13 protein-coding genes and 1 riboswitch are annotated in these 20,365 nt (G+C 53.1%); of the genes, 11 read left to right on the top strand and 2 right to left on the bottom strand.

Going from position 1 to position 20,365, the window contains the following annotated elements; all coding sequences use genetic code 11:
- The 3 genes from RC73_RS14180 to RC73_RS20150 form a co-directional block, all read left to right on the top strand.
- Positions 1-1,544, top strand: a 1,544-nt coding sequence (locus RC73_RS14180; protein WP_235370013.1) for a Y-family DNA polymerase, incomplete at its 5' end; no start/stop codon positions are given.
- On the top strand, positions 1,544-4,762 hold the full coding sequence (locus tag RC73_RS14175) for an error-prone DNA polymerase (protein WP_052248205.1): 3,219 nt from the start codon (positions 1,544-1,546) through the stop codon (positions 4,760-4,762). The genes RC73_RS14180 and RC73_RS14175, both read left to right, overlap by 1 nt.
- A gap of 30 nt (positions 4,763-4,792) precedes the next feature.
- Positions 4,793-5,440: a DTW domain-containing protein gene (locus RC73_RS20150; RefSeq protein ID WP_071476974.1), complete on the top strand. Its 648-nt coding sequence runs from the start codon at positions 4,793-4,795 to the stop codon at positions 5,438-5,440.
- A gap of 74 nt (positions 5,441-5,514) precedes the next feature.
- On the opposite strand, the gene trhA is transcribed toward RC73_RS20150, so the two are convergent.
- The gene (gene trhA / locus RC73_RS14165) at positions 5,515-6,195 is read right to left on the bottom strand and encodes a PAQR family membrane homeostasis protein TrhA (protein ID WP_039035261.1); all 681 of its coding nucleotides are present in this window, start codon (positions 6,193-6,195) and stop codon (positions 5,515-5,517) included.
- A gap of 419 nt (positions 6,196-6,614) precedes the next feature.
- Here trhA and RC73_RS19915 point away from each other — a divergent pair, with 419 nt between their 5' ends.
- The 8 genes from RC73_RS19915 to RC73_RS19910 all read left to right on the top strand — a co-directional run bounded on the left by RC73_RS19915 (position 6,615) and on the right by RC73_RS19910 (position 16,816).
- A complete protein-coding gene (locus RC73_RS19915; RefSeq protein ID WP_160289580.1) occupies positions 6,615-7,772 on the top strand; it encodes a hypothetical protein in 1,158 nt (385 codons plus the stop codon).
- Between the two features lie 164 nt (positions 7,773-7,936).
- Positions 7,937-8,036, top strand: a riboswitch (TPP riboswitch).
- Positions 8,037-8,264: 228 nt separating this feature from the next.
- Complete coding sequence (thiC, locus tag RC73_RS14155; RefSeq protein WP_052248202.1) at positions 8,265-10,397, top strand: phosphomethylpyrimidine synthase ThiC; 2,133 nt, start codon at positions 8,265-8,267, stop codon at positions 10,395-10,397.
- Position 10,398: 1 nt separating this feature from the next.
- Positions 10,399-12,987 carry a bifunctional hydroxymethylpyrimidine kinase/phosphomethylpyrimidine kinase gene (locus RC73_RS20145; RefSeq protein ID WP_235370012.1) on the top strand — a complete coding sequence of 863 codons (2,589 nt, stop codon included), beginning with the start codon at positions 10,399-10,401 and terminating at the stop codon, positions 12,985-12,987.
- Complete coding sequence (gene thiS / locus RC73_RS14145) at positions 12,977-13,177, top strand: sulfur carrier protein ThiS (RefSeq protein ID WP_039035260.1); 201 nt, start codon at positions 12,977-12,979, stop codon at positions 13,175-13,177. The genes RC73_RS20145 and thiS overlap by 11 nt, the downstream gene beginning before the upstream one ends.
- A 1-nt stretch (position 13,178) precedes the next feature.
- A complete protein-coding gene (locus RC73_RS14140) occupies positions 13,179-13,958 on the top strand; it encodes a thiazole synthase (RefSeq protein WP_039035259.1) in 780 nt (259 codons plus the stop codon).
- Positions 13,951-15,108 carry a 2-iminoacetate synthase ThiH gene (gene thiH / locus RC73_RS14135; RefSeq protein WP_039035258.1) on the top strand — a complete coding sequence of 386 codons (1,158 nt, stop codon included), beginning with the start codon at positions 13,951-13,953 and terminating at the stop codon, positions 15,106-15,108. Before RC73_RS14140 ends, thiH begins: the two co-directional genes overlap by 8 nt.
- A 124-nt stretch (positions 15,109-15,232) precedes the next feature.
- Complete coding sequence (locus tag RC73_RS14130; RefSeq protein WP_025888106.1) at positions 15,233-15,487, top strand: hypothetical protein; 255 nt, start codon at positions 15,233-15,235, stop codon at positions 15,485-15,487.
- A gap of 417 nt (positions 15,488-15,904) precedes the next feature.
- Positions 15,905-16,816: a putative metalloprotease CJM1_0395 family protein gene (locus RC73_RS19910; RefSeq protein WP_235370011.1), complete on the top strand. Its 912-nt coding sequence runs from the start codon at positions 15,905-15,907 to the stop codon at positions 16,814-16,816.
- A 144-nt stretch (positions 16,817-16,960) separates the two neighbouring features.
- Here RC73_RS19910 and RC73_RS14120 read toward each other — a convergent pair whose 3' ends face one another.
- Positions 16,961-19,789 (bottom strand): TonB-dependent receptor domain-containing protein, encoded by a 2,829-nt coding sequence (locus RC73_RS14120; protein WP_039035257.1) that lies wholly within the window; start codon positions 19,787-19,789, stop codon positions 16,961-16,963.
- Positions 19,790-20,365: the final 576 nt, after the last annotated feature.

Genomic DNA, 20,365 nt, shown 5'->3' with positions numbered 1-20,365 from the left:
TACGCGTTCAAACTCAGTTCCAAACCCAAAATCAGCCCAAAGCAGTGCCACCCGCTGCGGCGTCAGAGCTTTTTGATCCCCAACCCCCCATGGCCTTGTATGACAGCCGGAAGCTGGTTATACATTCGGCCTGTCCCGCCGCTCAAGCAAAAGGCGTTACAGCTGGGATGAGTATCGGCAGCGCTCAGTCGCTGCTCGGAGAGTTGCAACTCTGGCCGCTGCAGGAGGTGGACAGCGAGGCGTTGCGGGATTGGTTATGTCAGTGGAGCTATGATTTCAGCGCCAGAGTCTGGCCGCCGTTGTTATCCGGGCTTACCGAACAAGCGGCTCAAAGTGCGGCCGATGCGCGCTGGCCTACAGATACCCTGCTGCTGGAAGTGGGATCCATGGTTAAACTGTTTGGCAGTTTGAGCGCCATTGTCGAGGCTTATCTCAACGAAGTCGCCGACTATGGTCTGGAATGCTCATTGGTGCTGGCACACAGCCCGCTGGATGCGGCGATATTGGCGCGGCATACTCACGTCGGCATCAGCGCGGTATCAGCTGCCTTCATGAGCACGCCCACAGCTGAAAAAGCCGGGCGCCTCAAGGTGCATCACGGCTTACCGCCGGATTTACCACTGGATTTGCTGCCATTGACCCAAGAGGAACGGCAGCGGCTCGGCGCGCTTGGGCTGACGACTCTAGCCATGCTTGATGCCTTACCCCTTGCCGAGTTGGGGCGGCGCTTTGGTCAAGGTTTGCTGCAGCTGCTGGCACAAATCCAGGGGCGTTTGCCCTGTTGCCGCAAGGGATATGAGTTACCCGAACAGTTTCAGGCCAGGTTGACCTTGCTGCATGATGTTGAGTGGGTTCAGGGATTGCTGTTTCCATTGCAAAAACTGCTGGGGGAATTGGCAACCTATTTGCGGATCAGGCAGTTGGCGGTGCAACAGTTGGAGCTGTGGCTGAAGTTTCGCGAGCCAGAGACCCCGGCGCTGCAACTGACACTCAACTTCAACTATCCCTTCGGGGAATATCAACTGCAGGGACTATCTCAGCTCTGCCGCTTACAGCTGGAAGGATTGCAACTGCCGAGCCCGGTCGTCGATATTGAGCTGCGAGCCAAGCAGTTTGTGTCGCAGCAGCAGGGCAGTCGAGAGTTGACCGAGTCCAGAGAAGGGCAGCAGCAGGATGCCAATCAATTACTCGCCAGATTACAGGCCAGGTTAGGTAACCATAAGGTGCGCTCTTTGGTGTTGGCGGCCGATCCCATGCCTGAACTGGCCAGTACAGCGACTCCCCTGACTCGCTGGCCACCACCGGCAAGGCCGCCCGTTCAGCCGTCGCTGGCGCTGCGGCCTCTTTGGCTGCTGCAAGAGCCGCAAGCCATTGCTCCTGAAGCCGTGGAGCTGCTTAGGGGGCCGGAAAGGTTACAGAGCCCCTGGCATTCAGGGCCTTTTCCCTGCCGGGATTATTTTCTTGCCCATCATAAGGAGAGCGGCGGTCTGTGTTGGCTGTTCCGCACCGCTAATGGGCTCTTTCTTCATGCTTGGTTCAGCTGATGTACGCCGAATTGCATGCTATTTCCAATTACAGCTTTTTGCGCGGGGCTTCCCACCCGGATGAGTTGGTGCAGCAGGCTGCCAAACTGGGGTATGAGGCCATCGCCATTACCGATGAGTGCTCTCTGGCGGGTGTGGTCAAGGCGCATGAGGCCGCCAAACAAAGCGGTATCAAGCTGATTGTCGGCGCCGAATTCCACCTGCCGGAAGGCTGCCTGGTGCTGCTGGCAAGAAATCGCCGGGGTTATGGTCTTATCAGCACTCTGATAACTAAAGGGCGGCGCCGGGCCGAAAAGGGCAAGTATCGGTTAACCCTAGATGATTTTGCGGCCATTGACCGCGGCTGCTTTTGCCTGTGGCGGCCGCCATCAGTGAGCGAGTTGCTGGTGCAAGCCGACTTGCAAAGCACTGAGCACCAGAGTCTTGGTCAGCAGAATGTCGATAATCAGAACTCTAAAAACCAGGGAATAGGCAACCAAAGCCCAAGTCAGCAAACCCCTTGGCTGACGCAGCTGCAGCAGCGCAGTCTGGCACAGTTGAATACCCTGACGGCACGGGTTAAAGCCGCGTTTTCACTGCCGCTTTATCTCTTGATGGAGCGGCAACTGCAACCCGGAGAGGCCTGGTATCTCGAGGCCTGTGAGGCGCTGTCGAATCGTTTTTCCCTCCCCTGTGTCGCCGCCGGTAATGTGCAGATGCATCTTGCCGAGCGGCAAAGGTTGCACGATGTACTCAGCTGTATCCTCCATGGCTGCGCCGTGCCCATGGCCGGCGAGCTGTTATCGGGTAATGCCGAGATGGCGCTTAAGCCGATAACTGCTATGGCCAGGCGTCACCCTCAAGCCTGGTTGGCAAGGAGCTGTGAGCTGGCGTCCCGGTGTCATTTCAGTCTGGATGAACTCAAGTATGAGTACCCGGCCGAGTTGGTGCCAAGCGGCCTAAGTGCCAGTGAATATCTGGCGCAAGAGGTGGAAAAGGGCGCCAGCAGGCGTTTTGGCGAGGCGGTTCCACCTGAAGTGCAGACTCAGTATCGGCGCGAGCTCAAGCTGATTGCCGAGCTCAATTATGAATACTTTTTCCTGACCATCTATGACCTGGTCTGTTTTGCCGCCAGGCAAGGGATACTGCATCAGGGACGAGGTTCGGCCGCCAACTCTGTGGTCTGTTATTGCCTCGGGATCACCGAGGTGGATCCCACCAAGGTCAACATGCTGTTTGAGCGTTTTATTTCCAAGGAGCGCCATGAGCCGCCGGATATCGATGTCGATTTTGAACATGAACGCCGCGAAGAGGTGATCCAGTATATCTACCAAAAATATGGCCGTGAGCGTGCAGCCCTGGCCGCCAGTGTGATCACTTATCGTTTCAAGAGTGCCATGAAAGATGTTGGTAAGGCTCTGGGGCTCAGCGAGCAACGGCTGGATGAGCTGATAGGCGCTGTCGATCGCCGCGATCCGCAAGTGCCTTGGCAGCAGCAGTTGCAACAAGGCAAGCTGTTGCCACAACAAGGTTTGGGGCAGTGGCTGCTGCCGCTGGTGGAGACCCTGATGGGTTTTCCAAGGCACTTGTCGCAACATGTCGGCGGCTTTGTGATTTCGGCCGGGCCATTGGCCGAGCTGGTGCCGGTAGAGAATGCCGCCATGGCCAAGCGCACAGTGATCCAATGGGACAAGGATGATCTCGAGAGCCTGGGGCTGTTAAAGGTCGATGTATTGGCGTTGGGAATGCTGACGGCGATCCGCAAATGTTTCGAGTTGCTCTCCCGCCACATTCATCCCTTTGCCATGTCGGATATTCGCTGGGAAGATCCGGCTGTCTATCGTATGTTGCAGCAGGGCGACAGTATGGGGGTGTTTCAGGTGGAGTCACGAGCCCAGACCAGCATGCTGCCCAGGCTTAAACCCGCCTGTTATTACGATCTGGTGATACAGATAGCCATAGTGCGCCCGGGGCCAATTCAAGGAGACATGGTGCATCCCTTTCTGCGCCGCCGCGATAAAATCGAGTCGGTCACTTTTCCGTCGGCCGAGGTGGAAAATGTATTGTCACGCACTCTGGGGGTGCCCATTTTTCAGGAGCAGGTGATCCAATTGGCCATGGTCGCCGCCGGTTTCAGTGGCGGGGAAGCCGATCAGCTGCGCCGTGCCATGGCCAGCTGGAAACGCAGTGGCGAGCTGGAGCAATTTGAACACAAGCTGCTTCAGGGGATGACGGCCCGAGGCTACAGTGACACCTTTGCCAGGCAGATATTCAGCCAGATCCGCGGCTTCGGCGAATATGGTTTTCCCGAGTCTCATTCGGCCAGCTTTGCGCTCCTGGCCTATGTTTCGGCCTTTCTCAAACACTATTACCCGGTGGCGTTTTGCTGCGCCTTGCTCAACAGTCAACCCATGGGCTTTTACAGCCCGTCACAGCTTATTCAGGATCTTCGTCATCATGGCGGCCTGGTGTTGCCGGTTTGCATCAACCTCAGCCAGTGGCACAGCACACTGGAGCGACAAACCGATGGTTCCTTGGCACTGCGCCTTGGGTTCAGGTTGGTCAAGGGGTTATCCGAGCACAACGCCGCCAAGATAGTCGCGGGTCGGGGCGAGGGCTTTACTCACTTGTCGCAGTTGGCGGCTCTGGCACTGCCAAGGCGTGAGCAGGAGGCGCTGGCCAGCGCCAATGCTTTTGCTACCCTGGGGGGCGATCGTCATCAGATCAGGTGGCAGTTGGCCGCCCGTCAGCAGAGTTTGCCCTTGTTTGAACAGCCGGACGAGGCCGATTTTCGCCCCGAAAGTGCCTTGCCTGAGGTCACTGAAGTCGATGCCTTGCTGGCTGACTACGCCTGTACCGGGCTAACTCTGGGACGCCATCCTCTGGCACTGCTCAGAGAACAGGGGTTACTCGGCAAGTGTCACAGCGCCGCCTCTTTGTGGCAGTGCCGTCATGGCCAGAATGTGACTGTGGCTGGGCTGGTGGTCGGCAGGCAAAGGCCTGGCACCGCCAGTGGAGTCACCTTTATCACCCTCGAAGATGAAACCGGTAATGTTAATCTGGTGGTATGGAGTGATACGGCCAGAGCCCAGAGACAGGCTTATTTGAGCGCCAGGATCCTCAAGGTGAGTGGGGTCGTGGAATTTTCGTCCGGCGTATTACATCTGCTGGCCGGTCGGCTGGAGGATATCTCGGGCAGTATGCACGCGCTGGTGGTACACTCGCGGGATTTCCATTAGCCGATAACTCATTTTAAGCTGCTGTTGCCTGTGAAAATAATCCTGCTGACCCATGAAAGAGAGCTGAATCGAGCCAGTAATACAGCCACCCTGGCGCTTAATGCTTATCCGACTCTGTGTAAGCGGGTACTGTGGGCGCGTAAAGCCCCGGATGCTTGGTTAATGGAGCACTTGTCTTTGGGGCGAACCGCCTTACTCTATCCGCAAACCGAAGAAAGTATTTCGCGAACTCAAGCTACAAATGAAAGCCCAAACTTAAGCCAAAACTTAAGCCAAAACCAAGACCCAAATCCAACTCCAGACCCAAGTTCAAAGCTAAACCCAAGCCCGGCTCAGGGCGCAACATTGCCTCAAGACGCTACTCAGGAAGCCGTTCAGAAAACTGCTCTGAAATTAGGGAAGCCGCTAAATTCGCTGGTCATACTCGATGCAACCTGGCAGGAGGCCGGCAAGATGTATCGCCAAAGCCCCTATCTGCAGTCGCTTGCCAGAGTCGAACTGCAAGCAGAGCAGGGCTCAGCGTTTCGGTTACGGCGCAATCAGCGCCAGGGCGGGTTATGTACCTTGGAATGTATTGCGGCTGTTTGGCAAGACTTGGGTGGAGGCTATAGTATCGCCGCTCGGAGGTTACTCAGTGAATTTAATCAATGGCAAACTGAGATAAGAGCTCCGGCCTAGCTGCACTAGAGTTGGCACAGCAAGCCGGAAGCCGTCTCTCTATGGCGGCGCTGAGTTAAGCCTATTCGCCTGCGTTAGATCACCGTCAGATAAACACACAGGAAATGGCAAACGGCGCCGCCCAATACAAATAGATGCCAGATGGCATGATTGAAAGGGATCGCCTTGGTGGCGTAGAAGATCACCCCCAAGCTGTAGCTCAGGCCTCCGGCCAACAGCAAGTTGAACCCGGCAGTTGACAGGTTATCGATAAGCTCAGGCAACACGGCGACGCAGAGCCAGCCCATAGCCAAATACAATATCAGGCTCAGCGCCTTGAATCTGTGAATAAAGCAGCTCTTGAACACTATTCCCCCCAGTGCCAATAACCAGATGGCTATCAGCACCCATTCTTCCTGGGCATCGGCCAAAGTAATTAACATCAGCGGGGTATAGGTTCCGGCGATTAACAGATAGATGGCGCAGTGATCCAGCATCTTGAGGCGCCGCTTCCACACTGGCTGAGGAATGCTGTGATACAGGGTCGAGCAGAGAAACAGCAGGATAATACTGCTGCCATAGATGGTTACACCTGTTAACTGAATGGCATCCAGCGAATGCCAGCTCTTGAGCAACATCAGCACCAACCCCAGAATGCCGGCAATCACCCCCAAACCATGGCTGACGGCATTGGCTATCTCTTCATTCAGACTATATCCAGCTGAAAATTGGCTATTAAATTGAGATGCAGTGACTGAAGCTTTACTGTTGGGCATGATTGACTCTTCTGGTTCGACCTCATTGAAAGTGAGTCTAACAGCGCTATGGCACTCTGGCTAGATAAAAGTGTACACCTGTTCGCTGAGATTGATTTGTTCTTTAAACCGTATCATCTGCATTTTTTGCAAACGTCTAATACTGCACCTTAACAACTCGTTGCCCGGCTTCCAAGTCGCTTTTTACAGTTAATTTGTTCAGTGGATTCCGTCAGCCTTAGTTGACAAAGGTTTTACCTGTTTTGTTTGAAGCCATCGATTTGAGTTTGTAGCGTAAATTGCTTTTCAAACAAGGGAATGAACTTTTTACCGAGGGTTTTCTCTAACACTGAGTTTACATTTGGCGAAAGATAAATCAGCGGCTTATGCCTCCACATTCAGATAAATTGATTGCCAGCCGAGACGAAAGCCCGGCGACAATGGCAAGCTTGAGCTTCAGCATTCCGGGTAGGGATGCTGCCTTTGAGCTTGATCTGGATGAAATCCTTAACACAGGTTCCTGCCAACCAAGCCATTTTCAAATACATTCGATTGACCCTTTCTTTGACCAATCGCTTTTTAGTCAACAGCTTGGGGTTCAACCCCAATGCCTGGCGCAAGTTGGCATGGCTAAAAAAGCAGAGCAGGGGGATGCTGAGGCAAAGGGCAACGCCTTCAGTAGTTGGACCGTGGCGGGAGCCGCGCACTTAGTGCTATTGCTGGGGTTATCCTGGTTTTGGCAGCAAGCAGAATGGCGAAGAGTGGTGACAGAGCCTGCCACACCCAAGGTGCTGCAATCCTATCTTTATTTCAGTCAGCCCAGCCCAAAACCGTTAACGCCAGTGCCGGAAGCCTTGGCCGAAGAAGCAATAACCCAGCCCAAGGAAGCGATAGAGGTTAAAAAAGCTGACTCAAGCAAGCGTTCTGAGCCACAAAAAAACGAGCAACAAAACACTGAGCCACAAAAGCAGGCCGCCGAAGAGCCGCTGCAAGAGACTGAACAAGTGGCTGTGCAAGAAACTGTTCAAGAAGCTGTTCAAGAAGCTGAGCAAAACCCTCGGAAAGACAGAGTTAAAAACCTGAATGAGCAAAGCGTCCCCAAGATTCGGGATCAAAGCGTTAAACCTATTGGTAGCGTCATTGAAGAAACGAAAAATGCAGCCGTACCTGCGCCAGAGCGAGCAAATGACTTTAAATCGCAGCCGGCAGAGCAAGCTCAGCTGGACTTCAGTTCAAACGCATTAAAGTCTGCCCGAAAAGTATTGCAACACTCTCAACAGCAGGCGCTGCAGCAGCTATCACAGCAATATGCGGATAAGGCTACGGGACGCAAGAGCCTCAGTGAAATGGATGGGGAGATGGAGGTGCTTTGGGTCAATGACGCCGATGATTTCAATAAAGTGGCCAGTCTGGATCTGCCGCTCGACCCTAACCGTATCGTCAAGGATGGTGATACCTGCTATCGGGTCGTCAAGGTGCCGACTCCGCTCAATCCCTACGCCGAAAACTTGGGGTTTCCATTTAAGTGCGGTCAGACAGAGATGGAAAAAGCACTCAAGGAGGCGGTGGCCAGCCGTCTAAAGCGGCTTGGTAAGTGAGTTTTGCAATCAATTTATTTGATTGGAAATAGATTGGTTTCCAGATTTTTGTAAATATTTGCATTAACTTCAAATAATTAACTTGTGATTTTAATGGATTAAATCCTGCGGCGAGTTTTGCTGTCGGGCTTGTTTCCCGCTTCCGCTTGTGCTTATACTCGGCAGTAATCTTGTCGGAGTGCCCTCTGGGCTGAGACCGTTTATTCGGGATCCGTTGAACCTGATCAGGCTAGCACCTGCGAAGGAAACAAGCATTCAGCTGCAGCATTACCGCAGCCACTGCGAGCAAAAATCTATGCCAAAGGCTTTAAAGAGCCGAGGCGATATCTGGCTTCTCCAGCGGACATTGAACTGACCTGAAACCACGAGGTCAGTCTGCCAACACCGCCGGAGGAGGACTCCAAATCAAGGAGTTTAATCAGTCAGCTTGCGCCGCTTATTATTCAACTCTCCTGACAAGCAATTTCATTTTCCAAAAGAGTGAGCTTGCTTATGTCAAATCGTCAATCCAATCGTCGTCAAACCCGAGAGGCCGCCCAGGCTTTTATCGATAACCTTAAACCCTTGCAGCATCCCAATTCACAGAAGCTGTTTGTTCAGGGCTCCCGGGCCGATATTCAGGTTGCCATGCGCCAAATCAGGCAGACAGACACCCGAATACCAACCCAAGATGGCAGCGCGCAATTTGAACCCAATCCCGTTGTACGTGTTTATGATTGTGCCGGCCCTTATTCAGATCCCAACGCGGCTATCAATGTGCGCCAGGGCCTGGATAAACTGCGCCAGGGCTGGATCTTAGAGCGTGATGATACGCAAGAGCTGACCGAGGTCAGTTCCAGTTTTACCCAGCAGCGACTGGCGGATGAAGGGCTGGATCATTTGAGATTCGACGCTTTGCCCAAACCGCGCCGGGCCAAGCCGGGTAAGCGGGTGACCCAATTGCATTACGCCCGCGCCGGCATTATCACTCCTGAAATGGAATATATCGCCATTCGTGAGAATATGGCCCGGGCCAATGAAGCGCTTGCCAAAGATCCGCAACTGGCCCGCAAGGCCAAAGGAGAAGCCTTTGGCGCTATAGTTGCCACGCCGATAACCCCTGAGTTCGTTCGCAGCGAAGTGGCCCGTGGCCGCGCCATTATTCCCGCCAACATCAACCATCCGGAAGCCGAGCCTATGATTATCGGCCGTAACTTTTTGGTGAAGGTTAACGCCAATATCGGCAATTCGGCGGTGACCTCTTCCATCGAGGAAGAGGTGGAAAAACTGGTGTGGGCCACCCGTTGGGGCGCCGATACGGTGATGGATCTGTCCACCGGCCGTTATATCCACGAAACCCGCGAATGGATAGTGCGTAACTCGCCGGTGCCCATAGGTACCGTGCCCATCTATCAGGCGCTGGAAAAGGTCAACGGCATTGCCGAAGATCTCAGTTGGGAAGTGTTTCGCGACACCCTGATAGAGCAGGCCGAACAAGGAGTGGATTACTTCACCATTCATGCCGGGGTCTTGCTGCGCTATGTGCCCATGACGGCCAATCGGGTGACCGGCATGGTATCCCGCGGCGGCTCCATTATGGCCAAGTGGTGCCTGAGCCATCATAAGGAAAACTTCCTCTACAGCCATTTCCGCGACATCTGTGAGCTTTGCGCCGCCTATGATGTGTCACTGTCGCTCGGTGACGGCATGCGCCCCGGCTCGATTGCCGATGCCAACGACGAGGCTCAGTTTGCCGAGCTGGAAACCTTGGGTGAGCTGGTGAAAATCGCCTGGGAGTACGATGTGCAGACCATAATCGAAGGACCGGGCCATATTCCTATGCAGCTGATCAAGGAGAATATGGACAAGCAGCTTGAGTACTGTGATGAGGCGCCTTTCTACACCTTGGGGCCCCAGACCACGGATATTGCGCCCGGCTATGATCATTTCACCTCTGGCATAGGCGCGGCGATGATTGCCTGGTACGGCTGTGCCATGCTCTGTTATGTGACCCCCAAGGAGCATCTGGGCTTGCCTAACAAGGAAGACGTTAAACAAGGGCTTATTGCATACAAAATTGCGGCGCATGCCGCCGATGTCGCCAAAGGACATCCAGGTGCCCAGCTGCGCGACAATGCGTTGTCAAAGGCCAGATTCGAGTTTCGCTGGGAAGATCAATACAACCTGGGGTTGGATCCCGATACCGCCCGGGCGTTCCACGATGAATCCCTGCCTCAGGAGTCTGCCAAGGTGGCGCATTTCTGCTCCATGTGCGGCCCCAAATTCTGCTCGATGAAAATCACCCAGGATGTACGCGACTATGCTGCGTCTCTGGCTGCATCTCAGATGGCTTCGGGGGATTCGTCAGGGCCAGACGCGGCAGAGCGCCAAACCGAGCCTGTGCAGGCAGAAGAACTGATGGCACAGCCGCTGGAAGTACTGGATGCCGAGGCGGGGATGGCGCGGATGTCGGCGCAGTTCAAGGCCGCTGGCAGCGCCCTGTATCAACCGGCAACAGTAGGCGAAAAGCCCTTGTCCAATCCAAAACCCGAATCCAATCCAAAACCCGAGTCCAATCCCAATCCAAAGCCTAAGTCCAAGTCCAAGTCCAAGCCAGAGGCTACACGCTATGAAGAGGAAGCCTGAAATGGCGGCTGATAAAAGGCCGATAGTCTGGAGCATAGCCGGCTCAGACAGTGGCGGCGGCGCCGGTATCCAGGCCGATCTTGCCACCTTGAGCAATCTTGGCTGCCATGGCTGCTCTGTCATCACCACTTTGACCGCCCAAAGCAGTGTGGCAGTGACGCTAACCGAGGCGGTGAGCGAGGAGATGTTGCTGGCGCAGCTCAATGCTCTGCTCAGTGACTTGCCGCCCAAGGCGATAAAAATCGGCTTGCTTGCCAATCAAGCGCAGCTGCAGCTGCTTTGTGACTGGTTGGCTCGGCACCTGCCTGATGTTCCTTTGGTGGTCGACCCTGTCATGGTGGCCAGTTGCGGCGATGCACTCTCTAAGAGTACTGCAACGGGCGCAGCGCGGCTGGATTACCGGCCGCTGGCGGCGCTCGCCACTGTGCTGACCCCCAATATTCACGAGCTGGCATTGCTGAGTCGCAGCGATATTCATGACTTTCCTTCCTGGCAAGATGCGGCAACTTGCCTGGCAAACGAACTGCCTTGCCATCTCTTGGCCAAGGGCGGGGATTTCGAGGCGGGGATCGTGCGCGGTCTGGCAGAAGACTTATTGCTTTTTAAAGACTTGCCTCACAGCTCCGGGTTGCATCAACGGCAGGGGTTTGTGTTGGCGAGCCCAAGGCAAGCATCCAGCAACAACCATGGCAGCGGTTGCACGCTATCCAGTGCCATAGCGGCATTTTTGGCCCACGACTGGATCTTGCCCGATGCCCTAATTCTGGCCAAGGCCTATATCAATGGCGCTTTGGCGCAGAGTTATCGGGTCGGCCGTGGTCCCGGCCCTTTAGGTCGCCCCGGGGCTTGTCTGGCCGCCGAGCTTATGCCTGTCATTTGGCCGCTGGAGGATTATCCCTGGGCCAACCCAGCCCAGGTGCTCGGCGCCCCTTGGCTTGCAGCGCCAACCTCTGCTGATGCTGTTAGTGCTAAAGGCGTTGGTGTTAAAGGCGCTAGTGCTGAAGGCTTTAAAACACTGCCTCATAATTTAGGTATCTACCCGGTCGTGGCCGATGTCGAATTGCTGGAAGCCTTACTCAAAGCAGGTTGCCGCACCATTCAATTGCGGCTCAAGGGGGTAGTACAGCCAGGTTCGAGCGCCGAGCAGGCGATCATTCGCGCCATCGCGCTCGGGCGCCAATACCAGGCGCGGGTCTTTATCAATGATCACTGGCAACAGGCCATTGCCCACGGCGCCTTTGGTGTGCATTTGGGCCAGGAGGATCTCAGCCAGGCATCCCTTGAGGCCATTCAAGGGGCGGGTATGGCGCTGGGGTTATCCAGTCATGGTTATTTCGAGGCGCTGCTTGCATTGCGCCACAGGCCCAGTTATCTGGCTCTCGGACATATCTTTGCCACCAAGACCAAAGTGATGCCGTCTCTGCCCCAGGGACTGACGCGCCTTGCTGCCTATAGCGAAACCTTCGGCTCCTTGCTGCCGACGGTCGCCATTGGCGGCATTGACGAGCATAACCTTGATGCCGTCAAGCATACCGGAGTGGCCAATGTCGCCGTGGTGCGGGCCATTACCGAGGCCGCCGAACCGGTAACGGCTTTCAGGCACCTGACACAAAGCTGGTTAGGGCGAGCAGCCACGATTGCAAGCGGGATTAGCTATGCTCAACAAAATGCCGGGCTTCAGGAAGGTGCAGCTGAGCGGGATGGTACTGGAGTTCTGGGCCGTGCTGGGGTTCAGGACTGTGCTGGGGGTCAGGACTGTACCGGGCTGAGCGATCGCGACTTTATCCGTTACGGTAGCCAGTTGCTGCTGCCCAGAGTCTCAGAAGCGGGGCAGCTCGCCTTACAGGTAAAGACGGTCGCCATAGTGGGGCTCGGAGGTCTTGGTCATCATCTGGCGCGCTCTTTGGCCGCCGCCGGAGTAGGGCGTCTCATTCTAATCGATCCCGATATTGTCGAGTTGGGTAATCTGCCGAGGCAACTGCTCTACAACGAGCAGGATATCGGCCGTTTGAAGGTCGACGTGGCCAAGGAAAAGCTGGGGCGCGATTATCCAAACTGCCTGATTGAGATTGAGCCCAAGCTATTTGGCCCCAAGAGCGCGGAGCTTATTAGTGAGGCGTCATTGGTATTGGATGCCAGCGACAATTTTCTTTGCCGTCATAACCTTAACCAAACCTGTGTGAAGTTGGGCAAAGAGCTGATTGCGGCGGCGATCAGCGCCGATTCCGGCCTATTGTGTCATACCGCCCCTTGGCTTAACCCAGAGGCGGGCTGTTATGAATGCCTGTTCCCTCGGGATAGCACTGGCTCGGGGCGCTGCCGCGACATGGGGGTGTTGGGTCCTGCGGTGCAAACCCTGGCGGCGATGCAGTCGCTGGCAGCCATCAATACTCTGCTTGGAGAGCGCAGCACCCTGGGACGGCTCATCAGCTTGGATTGCCGCACTTTAAGCGTACGTGAGGCTGCGCTTTGCGCCGACCCGGCATGTCTTTGCTGTCAAACCCACACTCAGGCTGGACATAAAACACAAACCCAATTCATGAAAGGGCGCCCAGAGCTTAGCCGTGAGGAGAATTGCGATGCAAATTAAGATAAACAATCAAGTCAAAGAGTTGCCTGAAGCTATGACGCTGTTACAGCTGCTCGAGTGGTGTGAGATAGCGCCTGGCAGCGTGGCGCTGGTGCGTAATGGCGCCGTAGTGCCCAGATCTCAGTGGCCAGAGCTTGAATGTCAAAACGGAGACAGCCTCGAGCTGTTTTCCGCCGTTGCCGGAGGTTGATATGTTGCAAATTGGCGAGTTTGAGTTTCAATCCAGGCTGTTTGGCGGCACCGGCAAGTTTGCTTCGGCAGAGCTGATGCAACGCTCGCTCGTGGCCAGCGGCGCCGAGTTGGTTACTGTGGCGATGAAGCGGCTCGATTTTAACCAGGGCAGTGATGAATTGCTGGCACCGCTCAAAGAGCGCGGCGTGCAGCTGCTGCCCAATACCGCCGGGGCCCGCAATGCCAGGGAGGCGATTTTTGCCGCCGAGCTGGCGCGGGAGATGCTGGGCACCCAACTATTGAAGCTGGAGATCCACCCGGATCCCCGTTATCTATTGCCGGATCCGGTAGAAACACTGGAAGCGGCCCGAGTCTTGTGCAGCGATGGTTTTACCGTACTGCCTTATGTGCATGCCGATCCCGTGCTGTGCTTGCGCCTCGAAGAGGTAGGCTGCGCCGCCGTGATGCCGCTTGGCAGTCCCATAGGTTCCAATCAGGGGCTGGCCACAGAACCCTTTTTGAAGATCATCATAGAGCAGGCCAATGTACCTGTGGTGGTGGATGCCGGGATCGGCGCGCCGTCTCAGGCGATGCGGGCGATGGAGTTGGGCGCCGATGCCGTGCTGGTCAATACTGCCATCGCCTCCAGCTTGGATCCCGTGACCATGGCGAGTAGCTTCAAAGATGCGGTGCGCGCCGGGCGAGCGGCCTATCTTGCCGGACTCGGGGCCATCAGCAATCGAGCCCAAAACACCAGTCCGCTGACCGGGTTTCTCAATCTGGGAGAAAACCATGGCTGATTTTCTCGAGCGTTTTACCGCTATCGACAGAGATCTACTGCGCCTTGCTATTGCCAGTGTCAGCGCCGCCGAGGTTGAGCGTTGTCTGGCGCGGCCCGAGACGATAGCGCACAATCCCTCGGCCTTGCCCATTCTTTTGTCACCGGCGGCCCGGGAATTTCTCGAGCCTATGGCGCAGCTCTCTGCAGCGCTCACCCGCAAGAAGTTCGGCGCCAACATAGGTCTCTATGCGCCGCTCTATGTTTCCAATCTATGCGCCAATGATTGCGACTACTGCGGTTTCAGCATGAGCAATAAAATTCGCCGCAAGACCCTAAGCCAGGCCGAACTGGATGCTGAAATTGCCATTCTCAAGCAGCGCGGCTTTGATTCTGTATTGCTGGTTTCCGGCGAACATGAAACCAAGGTAGGGCTGGATTATTTTGCCAAGGCGCTTTTGAGGTTCAAGCAGGACTTCAGCTATCTGGCGATTGAAGTGCAGCCCCTCGCCGAAGCGGGCTATCGGCGCCTGGTTGATGAGGGACTGGATGCCGTGATGGTATATCAGGAAACCTATCAGCCCGCCACCTATGACCGCCATCATCTTAGAGGCAATAAAAAGGACTTTGGTTTCAGGCTTAATACACCGGACAGAGCCGCCAGGGCCGGGGTCGACAAGATAGGCCTGGGGGTCTTGCTCGGGCTGGATGATTGGCGCCTGGACTCGGCACTGATGGGATTGCATCTGGACTATCTGCAGCAAAAGTACTGGCGTAGCCGCTTCAGCGTGTCGCTGCCAAGGCTCAGGCCCTGCGTTGGTGGGGTAACGCCGGCTGTGACTCTGGATGATGCCGGATTGGTGCAGTTAATCTGCGCCATGCGCTTGTTCAGCCCGGCGCTGGAGTTGAGTCTCTCTACCCGGGAGAGCGCCTCACTCAGGGACAATCTATTGCCCCTTGGGATCACTCATGTGAGTGCCGCCAGCTCAACAGAGCCAGGTGGTTACAGCAATCCCAAGTTGCAGCTGGATCAGTTCCAGATAAGTGATGAGCGAACTGTCCCTGAGGTGGTCAGTGCCATTCGAGCACAAGGCATGCAACCTGTGTGGAAAGATTGGGACGCGAGTTGGCTCGCAGGCGCCTCTTTTGCGGTAACCCATCAAGGCGCATGAACCTTTCGGGCTGTACATCTGCACCGAATTGACCAATAATCGTTCAAAGCTGTGGTTGAAATGGTAGCAACTGATTTTAACCACAGAACGACAATCCACAGTCCAATACAGACAAGGGGCAATTATGCAAATTCCATCGGCTTTTTCGGCGGGAGTTCAAGGGCTGCAAAGCGCCCAGTCCGGCCTGACTCAGGCAACAGTGGATATCGCCCGTCCGGCACCTGCGCAGCAGGCCGATTCGGCCCGCCCAGTTGAGGAGGCAGACAAAACCTCGGCACTGGTATCGGCATTGGAATCCAAGGCCCAGGGTCAAGCTTCAGTAGAGGTGATTGAACGCGCATCCGACACCTTGGGCAGTATCATAGATATCGAGGTGTAATATATGGTTGGCGCGCTGGCCGGCGCGGGGCTGACGGCAACAGCCGTGTCCCGGCGGCCAAGCTCGTCAATTGCCAGCTTAAGCAGTGGCAGCTCCATAAACCAATCGCCTCTCAGTGCCAACCCTGCCGGTAAAATCTCCGCCAGTCAAAATCCCTCTCAGGAAAATCCCTCTCAGATAAGTGGCGTAAAGCCCAGCTCAATAAACCCGAGCCCAATAAACCCGAGCTCGGGAAATCAAAGCCCAGTCAATACAAGTTCAGTCAATTCGAGCCCGCACCAAGGTTCAGCTGCGCAACATTCAGAGCCTCAAATTGAAAAGCCGCCGCGGGAAGCACTGGTCAGTTTGACTAAAGGAGCCCTTGGGGCAGCGGCCTTGTCCAGCTCAGGCCATTGGCATGGAGAGGTTCAAGCATCGATGCCGCTCGCGGGGACATCGACTCAAGCATCTGCCTTTTCCGGCCAAGGTGCAGATGTTGCCGGCGGCCCTGCGATACCAGTAACTTTAGCGGGAGAAGCGCCTGAGGTTCCCGCTTTTAATGGCGCAAATACTTCCGCCAACTCTATGGGTGGGGCAGAGCAGGCTTTTGACAACACTTCCGGCAACTCTTCGAGTCGCTCATCGAGCCAGGCAGGAAGCGAAGTAAAAGAAGGGGATTATGGGGCAGCTCGTCAGTCAACCGGGGAGTCGAATACTACAAGCGCCGCTGAACCCAAGCCGGATGAGGCGCAACAGAAACAGCAGCAGAACCGTGAGAGTCGTGAGCAACAGGCGCTTGAGCGGGAAATCGACTCTCTGATGAAGCGCGATACCCTGGTGCGCTCCCATGAACAGGCTCATGCCGCGGTAGGCGGGAGCCATGCCGGACAACCGGCATTTGAATTCGAGAAAGGACCCGATGGCAAACGTTACGCGGTGGAAGGTGAAGTTCAGATAGATGTCTCTGTAGTGAACGGCGATCCACTGGCGACCATGGCGAAAATGAAACAGGTCTATGCGGCGGCGATGGCACCTGTCGATCCCTCTATGGCCGATATCCGGGTCGCCGCCGAGGCGATGCGTAAATATAACCAGGCAAGAGAAGAGGCCGGGATCCAGAGACTTGCCGCCGCACCAAAGCCTGAGCTGAGTCAAAACCTGTTGGGAGCCGCAGAACCGGCCGCTGAAAAGTCCGCGCCTTCCTTTGAACCCAAGGCTGGCGACTCTGCAAACTTCCCCATAGGCCTGTCTCGTCTGATGGGCGCCATAGCGCAGCAGTCAACTGCCTTGAATGAACAGACTTTCAGTCCACCGGTAGTCTTCTTGAAAAATAACAGCAGCAATAAGTAGAATTTTTCTCGTACATTAGACGCAGGAGATTCGACATGAAAAATAATGATTCATCGAGATTATATGGTTTCTGATTAGGATAAAAACCAGTTGCTGTTAACAACTGGTTTTCTGTTATCTACAACTCATACCTTAAAAATCAGGTTATAACTTATAGTTTGCACCAAGAAAGAATGCACGACCGGTAGTATCGTAATAACCCGCGCCATCATAAACATATGGGTTACGTGGCGGTGCAATATCGAACGCATTTTTCACACCGAAACGAAGAGAGAACGAATCTGTAAAGTCATAAGAACCCGTGAAATCCCAAACAGTATACGACGGAATGTCGTTATAGTTGTTATTCTCCGGTTTCCAGTCATTAGAAGCTACAGCAGAATGACGGTAGTTACTTCTCGCTTCTAGACTCAGTGCATCATATTCCCATGCAAGACTAAACATAGCCTTCCAGCGCGGATCAGTGTACTCACCAACATCAACCTGAAGATCTGCAGCAAACCCTGTAGGATTAGTTTCCCACTGTTCTAAATATGTTGCGATAACATGGATCTTGAAGTCACCAAAATTATCCGTTGGAATATCGTACATGGCTTCAATATCTACACCCTTAACATCAAATGATGCTGAGTTAACGGGCGACTGTACGAAGTCGATAATATCTCCTGTAGATGCATCGCGAGTAAAGCGACTACAGTATACATTATCTAATGATTCAGAGTCATAGCAATAACGAACTGCAGTAGCGACGTCAATATACGAAATAGCATCAGTAATCTCAAACGCCCAGTAATCAACAGTTAAAGAAAAACCTTCTATATAACTTGGAGTATAAATCGCACCGATTGTGTAATCGTTAGATGTCTCAGCTTGGAGATCTGGGTTACCAGCATTACTACCAGGGTGATTACTTAAGTACCACTCATCACTGGGGTTCCAACCCTGCGGTAGACCAACAGCTTGACAGTTTTTCTTACGATTAGCATTTGGACCTAACTCGACATTGATCGCATCACATACATCGGTGAAACTTTCAAAAGTTTGTCCTGCTGGGTCGAACAATTCGCCAATGTTAGGTGCCCGCACAGATTTTGACTTAGTAGCACGAATACGCAGATCTTTAATAGGAGCCCAGTTTAAGCCTATTTTCCATGCATCATCTTGACCTGCCGTGCTGTAATCCATCCATCGATACGCTAAATCAAGGTCTAAATCATGCGCAAGGAATGTATCAGACAATAATGGAATACTAAATTCAACGGCAAACTCAGTAACATCATACTCACCTTTCATGGGGTTAGCCGTATTACCAAAAATAGTACCGTCGATAAGTGCTTGATCAGGTGTTGTTTCCGACTCTTCTTTACGATAATCGGCACTAAATGCTGCACTGATATATCCTGCAGGAAGCTCAAACATTGCACCATTAATGACTAAACCTGCGGTCGTTTGTGTAGTCTTCGCCGTACGACCGGCACTGGTGCTGACCCAATCAATTGCTTCTTGGCTTGCCTGATTTTCACCAAATAGATTTAGCGGAATACATCCAGCAGCTTGTGCGTCAGCATCACGACAAACTATGCTACCATCAGCGGCGAAAACAGCGTCTTTAGCTTTATCGTAACGATCGGCCCAAATTTCACCTCTCCAAACCGTTGTCTCATCTAGCTGACCTCGTTGGGCGTGGAAAGAGTAATCCCAGTTTTCACTGATAACACCTTCGATACCAACAAGTACACGCAGTGTTTCGCGATCTTGGTTATAAGTACGATTACCGAACTCTCTATCTATACGATAAAGATTTAGACTTGACATTCCTGTATCAGTCATCAACTGTCGGGCTTCATCAGTAAGGAAAGCGTTATCCGCATACAATCTATTGCTTGAGTGGAAAACTGGTGTACTCTCGCCATTCGACTGATAATCTACATAAGTGATTTCAGAAAATAGTTTATGATTATCATTAATCTCATAATCAGTATTTAATGTGAACACTTTACGCTCAAGCGGCGTACGGATTTGTCCGTAATCGACAGGGTCATAGCCTTCACAACTCGGTCCGCAGTAGTTACCATTGGTACCCGGACCATCAATCAAACCTTCACCATAATCGAAGATTTTCATGTTTCCGTCTTTATCAAAAGTATACTGTTGGCCATCATTGGCAAAGAATGTACCGGCTTCATTAATCCAAGAAAGCGGTTTGCGTCCATAATATGGAATCCGCGTTGGAGCACCGTCCGAAGTATCAGGGTTATAAATACTACTTACAGGATTATTTAAAAAATCTCGGTCGGTAGGACGTAACTCTTTCTGCTTTGCATAGGTGAAATTGAAAGCTGTTGAAAGTTTGTTATTAAGAAAATCGCCGCCAGCAGTAACGGAAAATTGGCTCTCTTCACCACCACTCTGTTCTGGTTGCGTGTAAGAAGCATCGAGCTCTACACCTTGCACATCGTCCCGCGTAATAATATTAATCACACCAGCGATTGCGTCTGATCCATAAACCGCAGAGGCACCTCCGGTAATGACTTCCATTCGAGCAACCATCGCGGTAGGAATGGTATTCAAATCAACCGCAGAATCTCCACTTGAACCAGCCACAAAGCGACGGCCATTAACCAAAACAAGTGTACGGTCACTACCTAGACCACGTAGGTTGGTCTTATTTAACCCACTGGCAAAAATAGTATTATTAGATGTTTCTGGCGAAATGCCAACTGTTGATGATGGCAGTTTGTTCAAGATATCAGCAACGTTTGTGATACCCATTTCCATCATTTGCGCACCCGTAATTACTGTAATTGGCGTTGGAGATAACTCACCAATACGCTTGATTTTTGACCCAGTAACTTCGATACGTTCTATTTGTTCTTCTTCTGCATAAACACCAGGACTTGCTAACAAAGCTACGCCAGACGTGGCAAACAAAGCCATTCTTATTGCGTTTGATACATTACTTATTGCTGTCATATTCTTCATTCCATTAGATTATTGTCACTCGAATTTCTTAATCACATCGAGCTCTCAAACATAACCACATCAAGGGGTTAACCTGACGATAACAAAACTACTACATTATGACAAATAGTCAACAATAAACGCATGAGAAAAACCGTCTACTTCCAAAACTAGGGGTAGTTCCCCCGGAAAATAACAGCAGCCAAAAGTAGAATTTTCTCGTACATTAGACGCAGGGGATTCGACATGAAAAAATCGTGATACGCGGATAGTCAGATTATCGTCGTTCTCAAGCAAGCTGAAGCTGATACACCGATTCTAGAGCTTTGCCGGGAGCTTGGCATGAGCAGCACAACTTTTTACATCTATGGATTACCTCCGTTTTGCAAGTACTAAATCTGGTTTTGGGTTGTTGCTTACATCTATCCGGCATCAGGGAAACCTGTGCCCAAATGGGTAATCCGCACACAATCGCCCCAACAACTGGACGGCCTCTGAGGCCAGTATAAAAATCTGGTTCCGATTGTGCAGGTGTAACTGGCGTTGTTGCCTAAATAAGCGGAACCTTTTTCGCTTTCCATGATCTGA

The sequence above is a fragment of the Shewanella sp. ECSMB14102 genome, from assembly GCF_000813075.1.
GTDB lineage: Bacteria > Pseudomonadota > Gammaproteobacteria > Enterobacterales > Shewanellaceae > Shewanella > Shewanella indica.
The sequence above is the reverse complement of the archived record's forward strand: the minus strand, read 5'-3'. Positions and strand labels throughout refer to the sequence as shown.

Bases quoted from the DNA above. Each gene is read 5' to 3' on its own strand.
- RC73_RS19910 (WP_235370011.1), top strand. From the start codon at position 15,905: ATGCCGCTCGCGGGGACATCGACTCAAGCATCTGCCTTTTCCGGCCAA.
- RC73_RS14120 (WP_039035257.1), bottom strand. From the start codon at position 19,789: ATGACAGCAATAAGTAATGTATCAAACGCAATAAGAATGGCTTTGTTT.
- thiH (WP_039035258.1), top strand. From the start codon at position 13,951: ATGGCTGATTTTCTCGAGCGTTTTACCGCTATCGACAGAGATCTACTG.
- RC73_RS14175 (WP_052248205.1), top strand. From the start codon at position 1,544: ATGTACGCCGAATTGCATGCTATTTCCAATTACAGCTTTTTGCGCGGG.
- RC73_RS19915 (WP_160289580.1), top strand. From the start codon at position 6,615: ATGGCAAGCTTGAGCTTCAGCATTCCGGGTAGGGATGCTGCCTTTGAG.
- RC73_RS14140 (WP_039035259.1), top strand. From the start codon at position 13,179: ATGTTGCAAATTGGCGAGTTTGAGTTTCAATCCAGGCTGTTTGGCGGC.
- thiS (WP_039035260.1), top strand. From the start codon at position 12,977: ATGCAAATTAAGATAAACAATCAAGTCAAAGAGTTGCCTGAAGCTATG.
- RC73_RS14130 (WP_025888106.1), top strand. From the start codon at position 15,233: ATGCAAATTCCATCGGCTTTTTCGGCGGGAGTTCAAGGGCTGCAAAGC.
- trhA (WP_039035261.1), bottom strand. From the start codon at position 6,195: ATGCCCAACAGTAAAGCTTCAGTCACTGCATCTCAATTTAATAGCCAA.
- RC73_RS20145 (WP_235370012.1), top strand. From the start codon at position 10,399: ATGGCGGCTGATAAAAGGCCGATAGTCTGGAGCATAGCCGGCTCAGAC.
- thiC (WP_052248202.1), top strand. From the start codon at position 8,265: ATGTCAAATCGTCAATCCAATCGTCGTCAAACCCGAGAGGCCGCCCAG.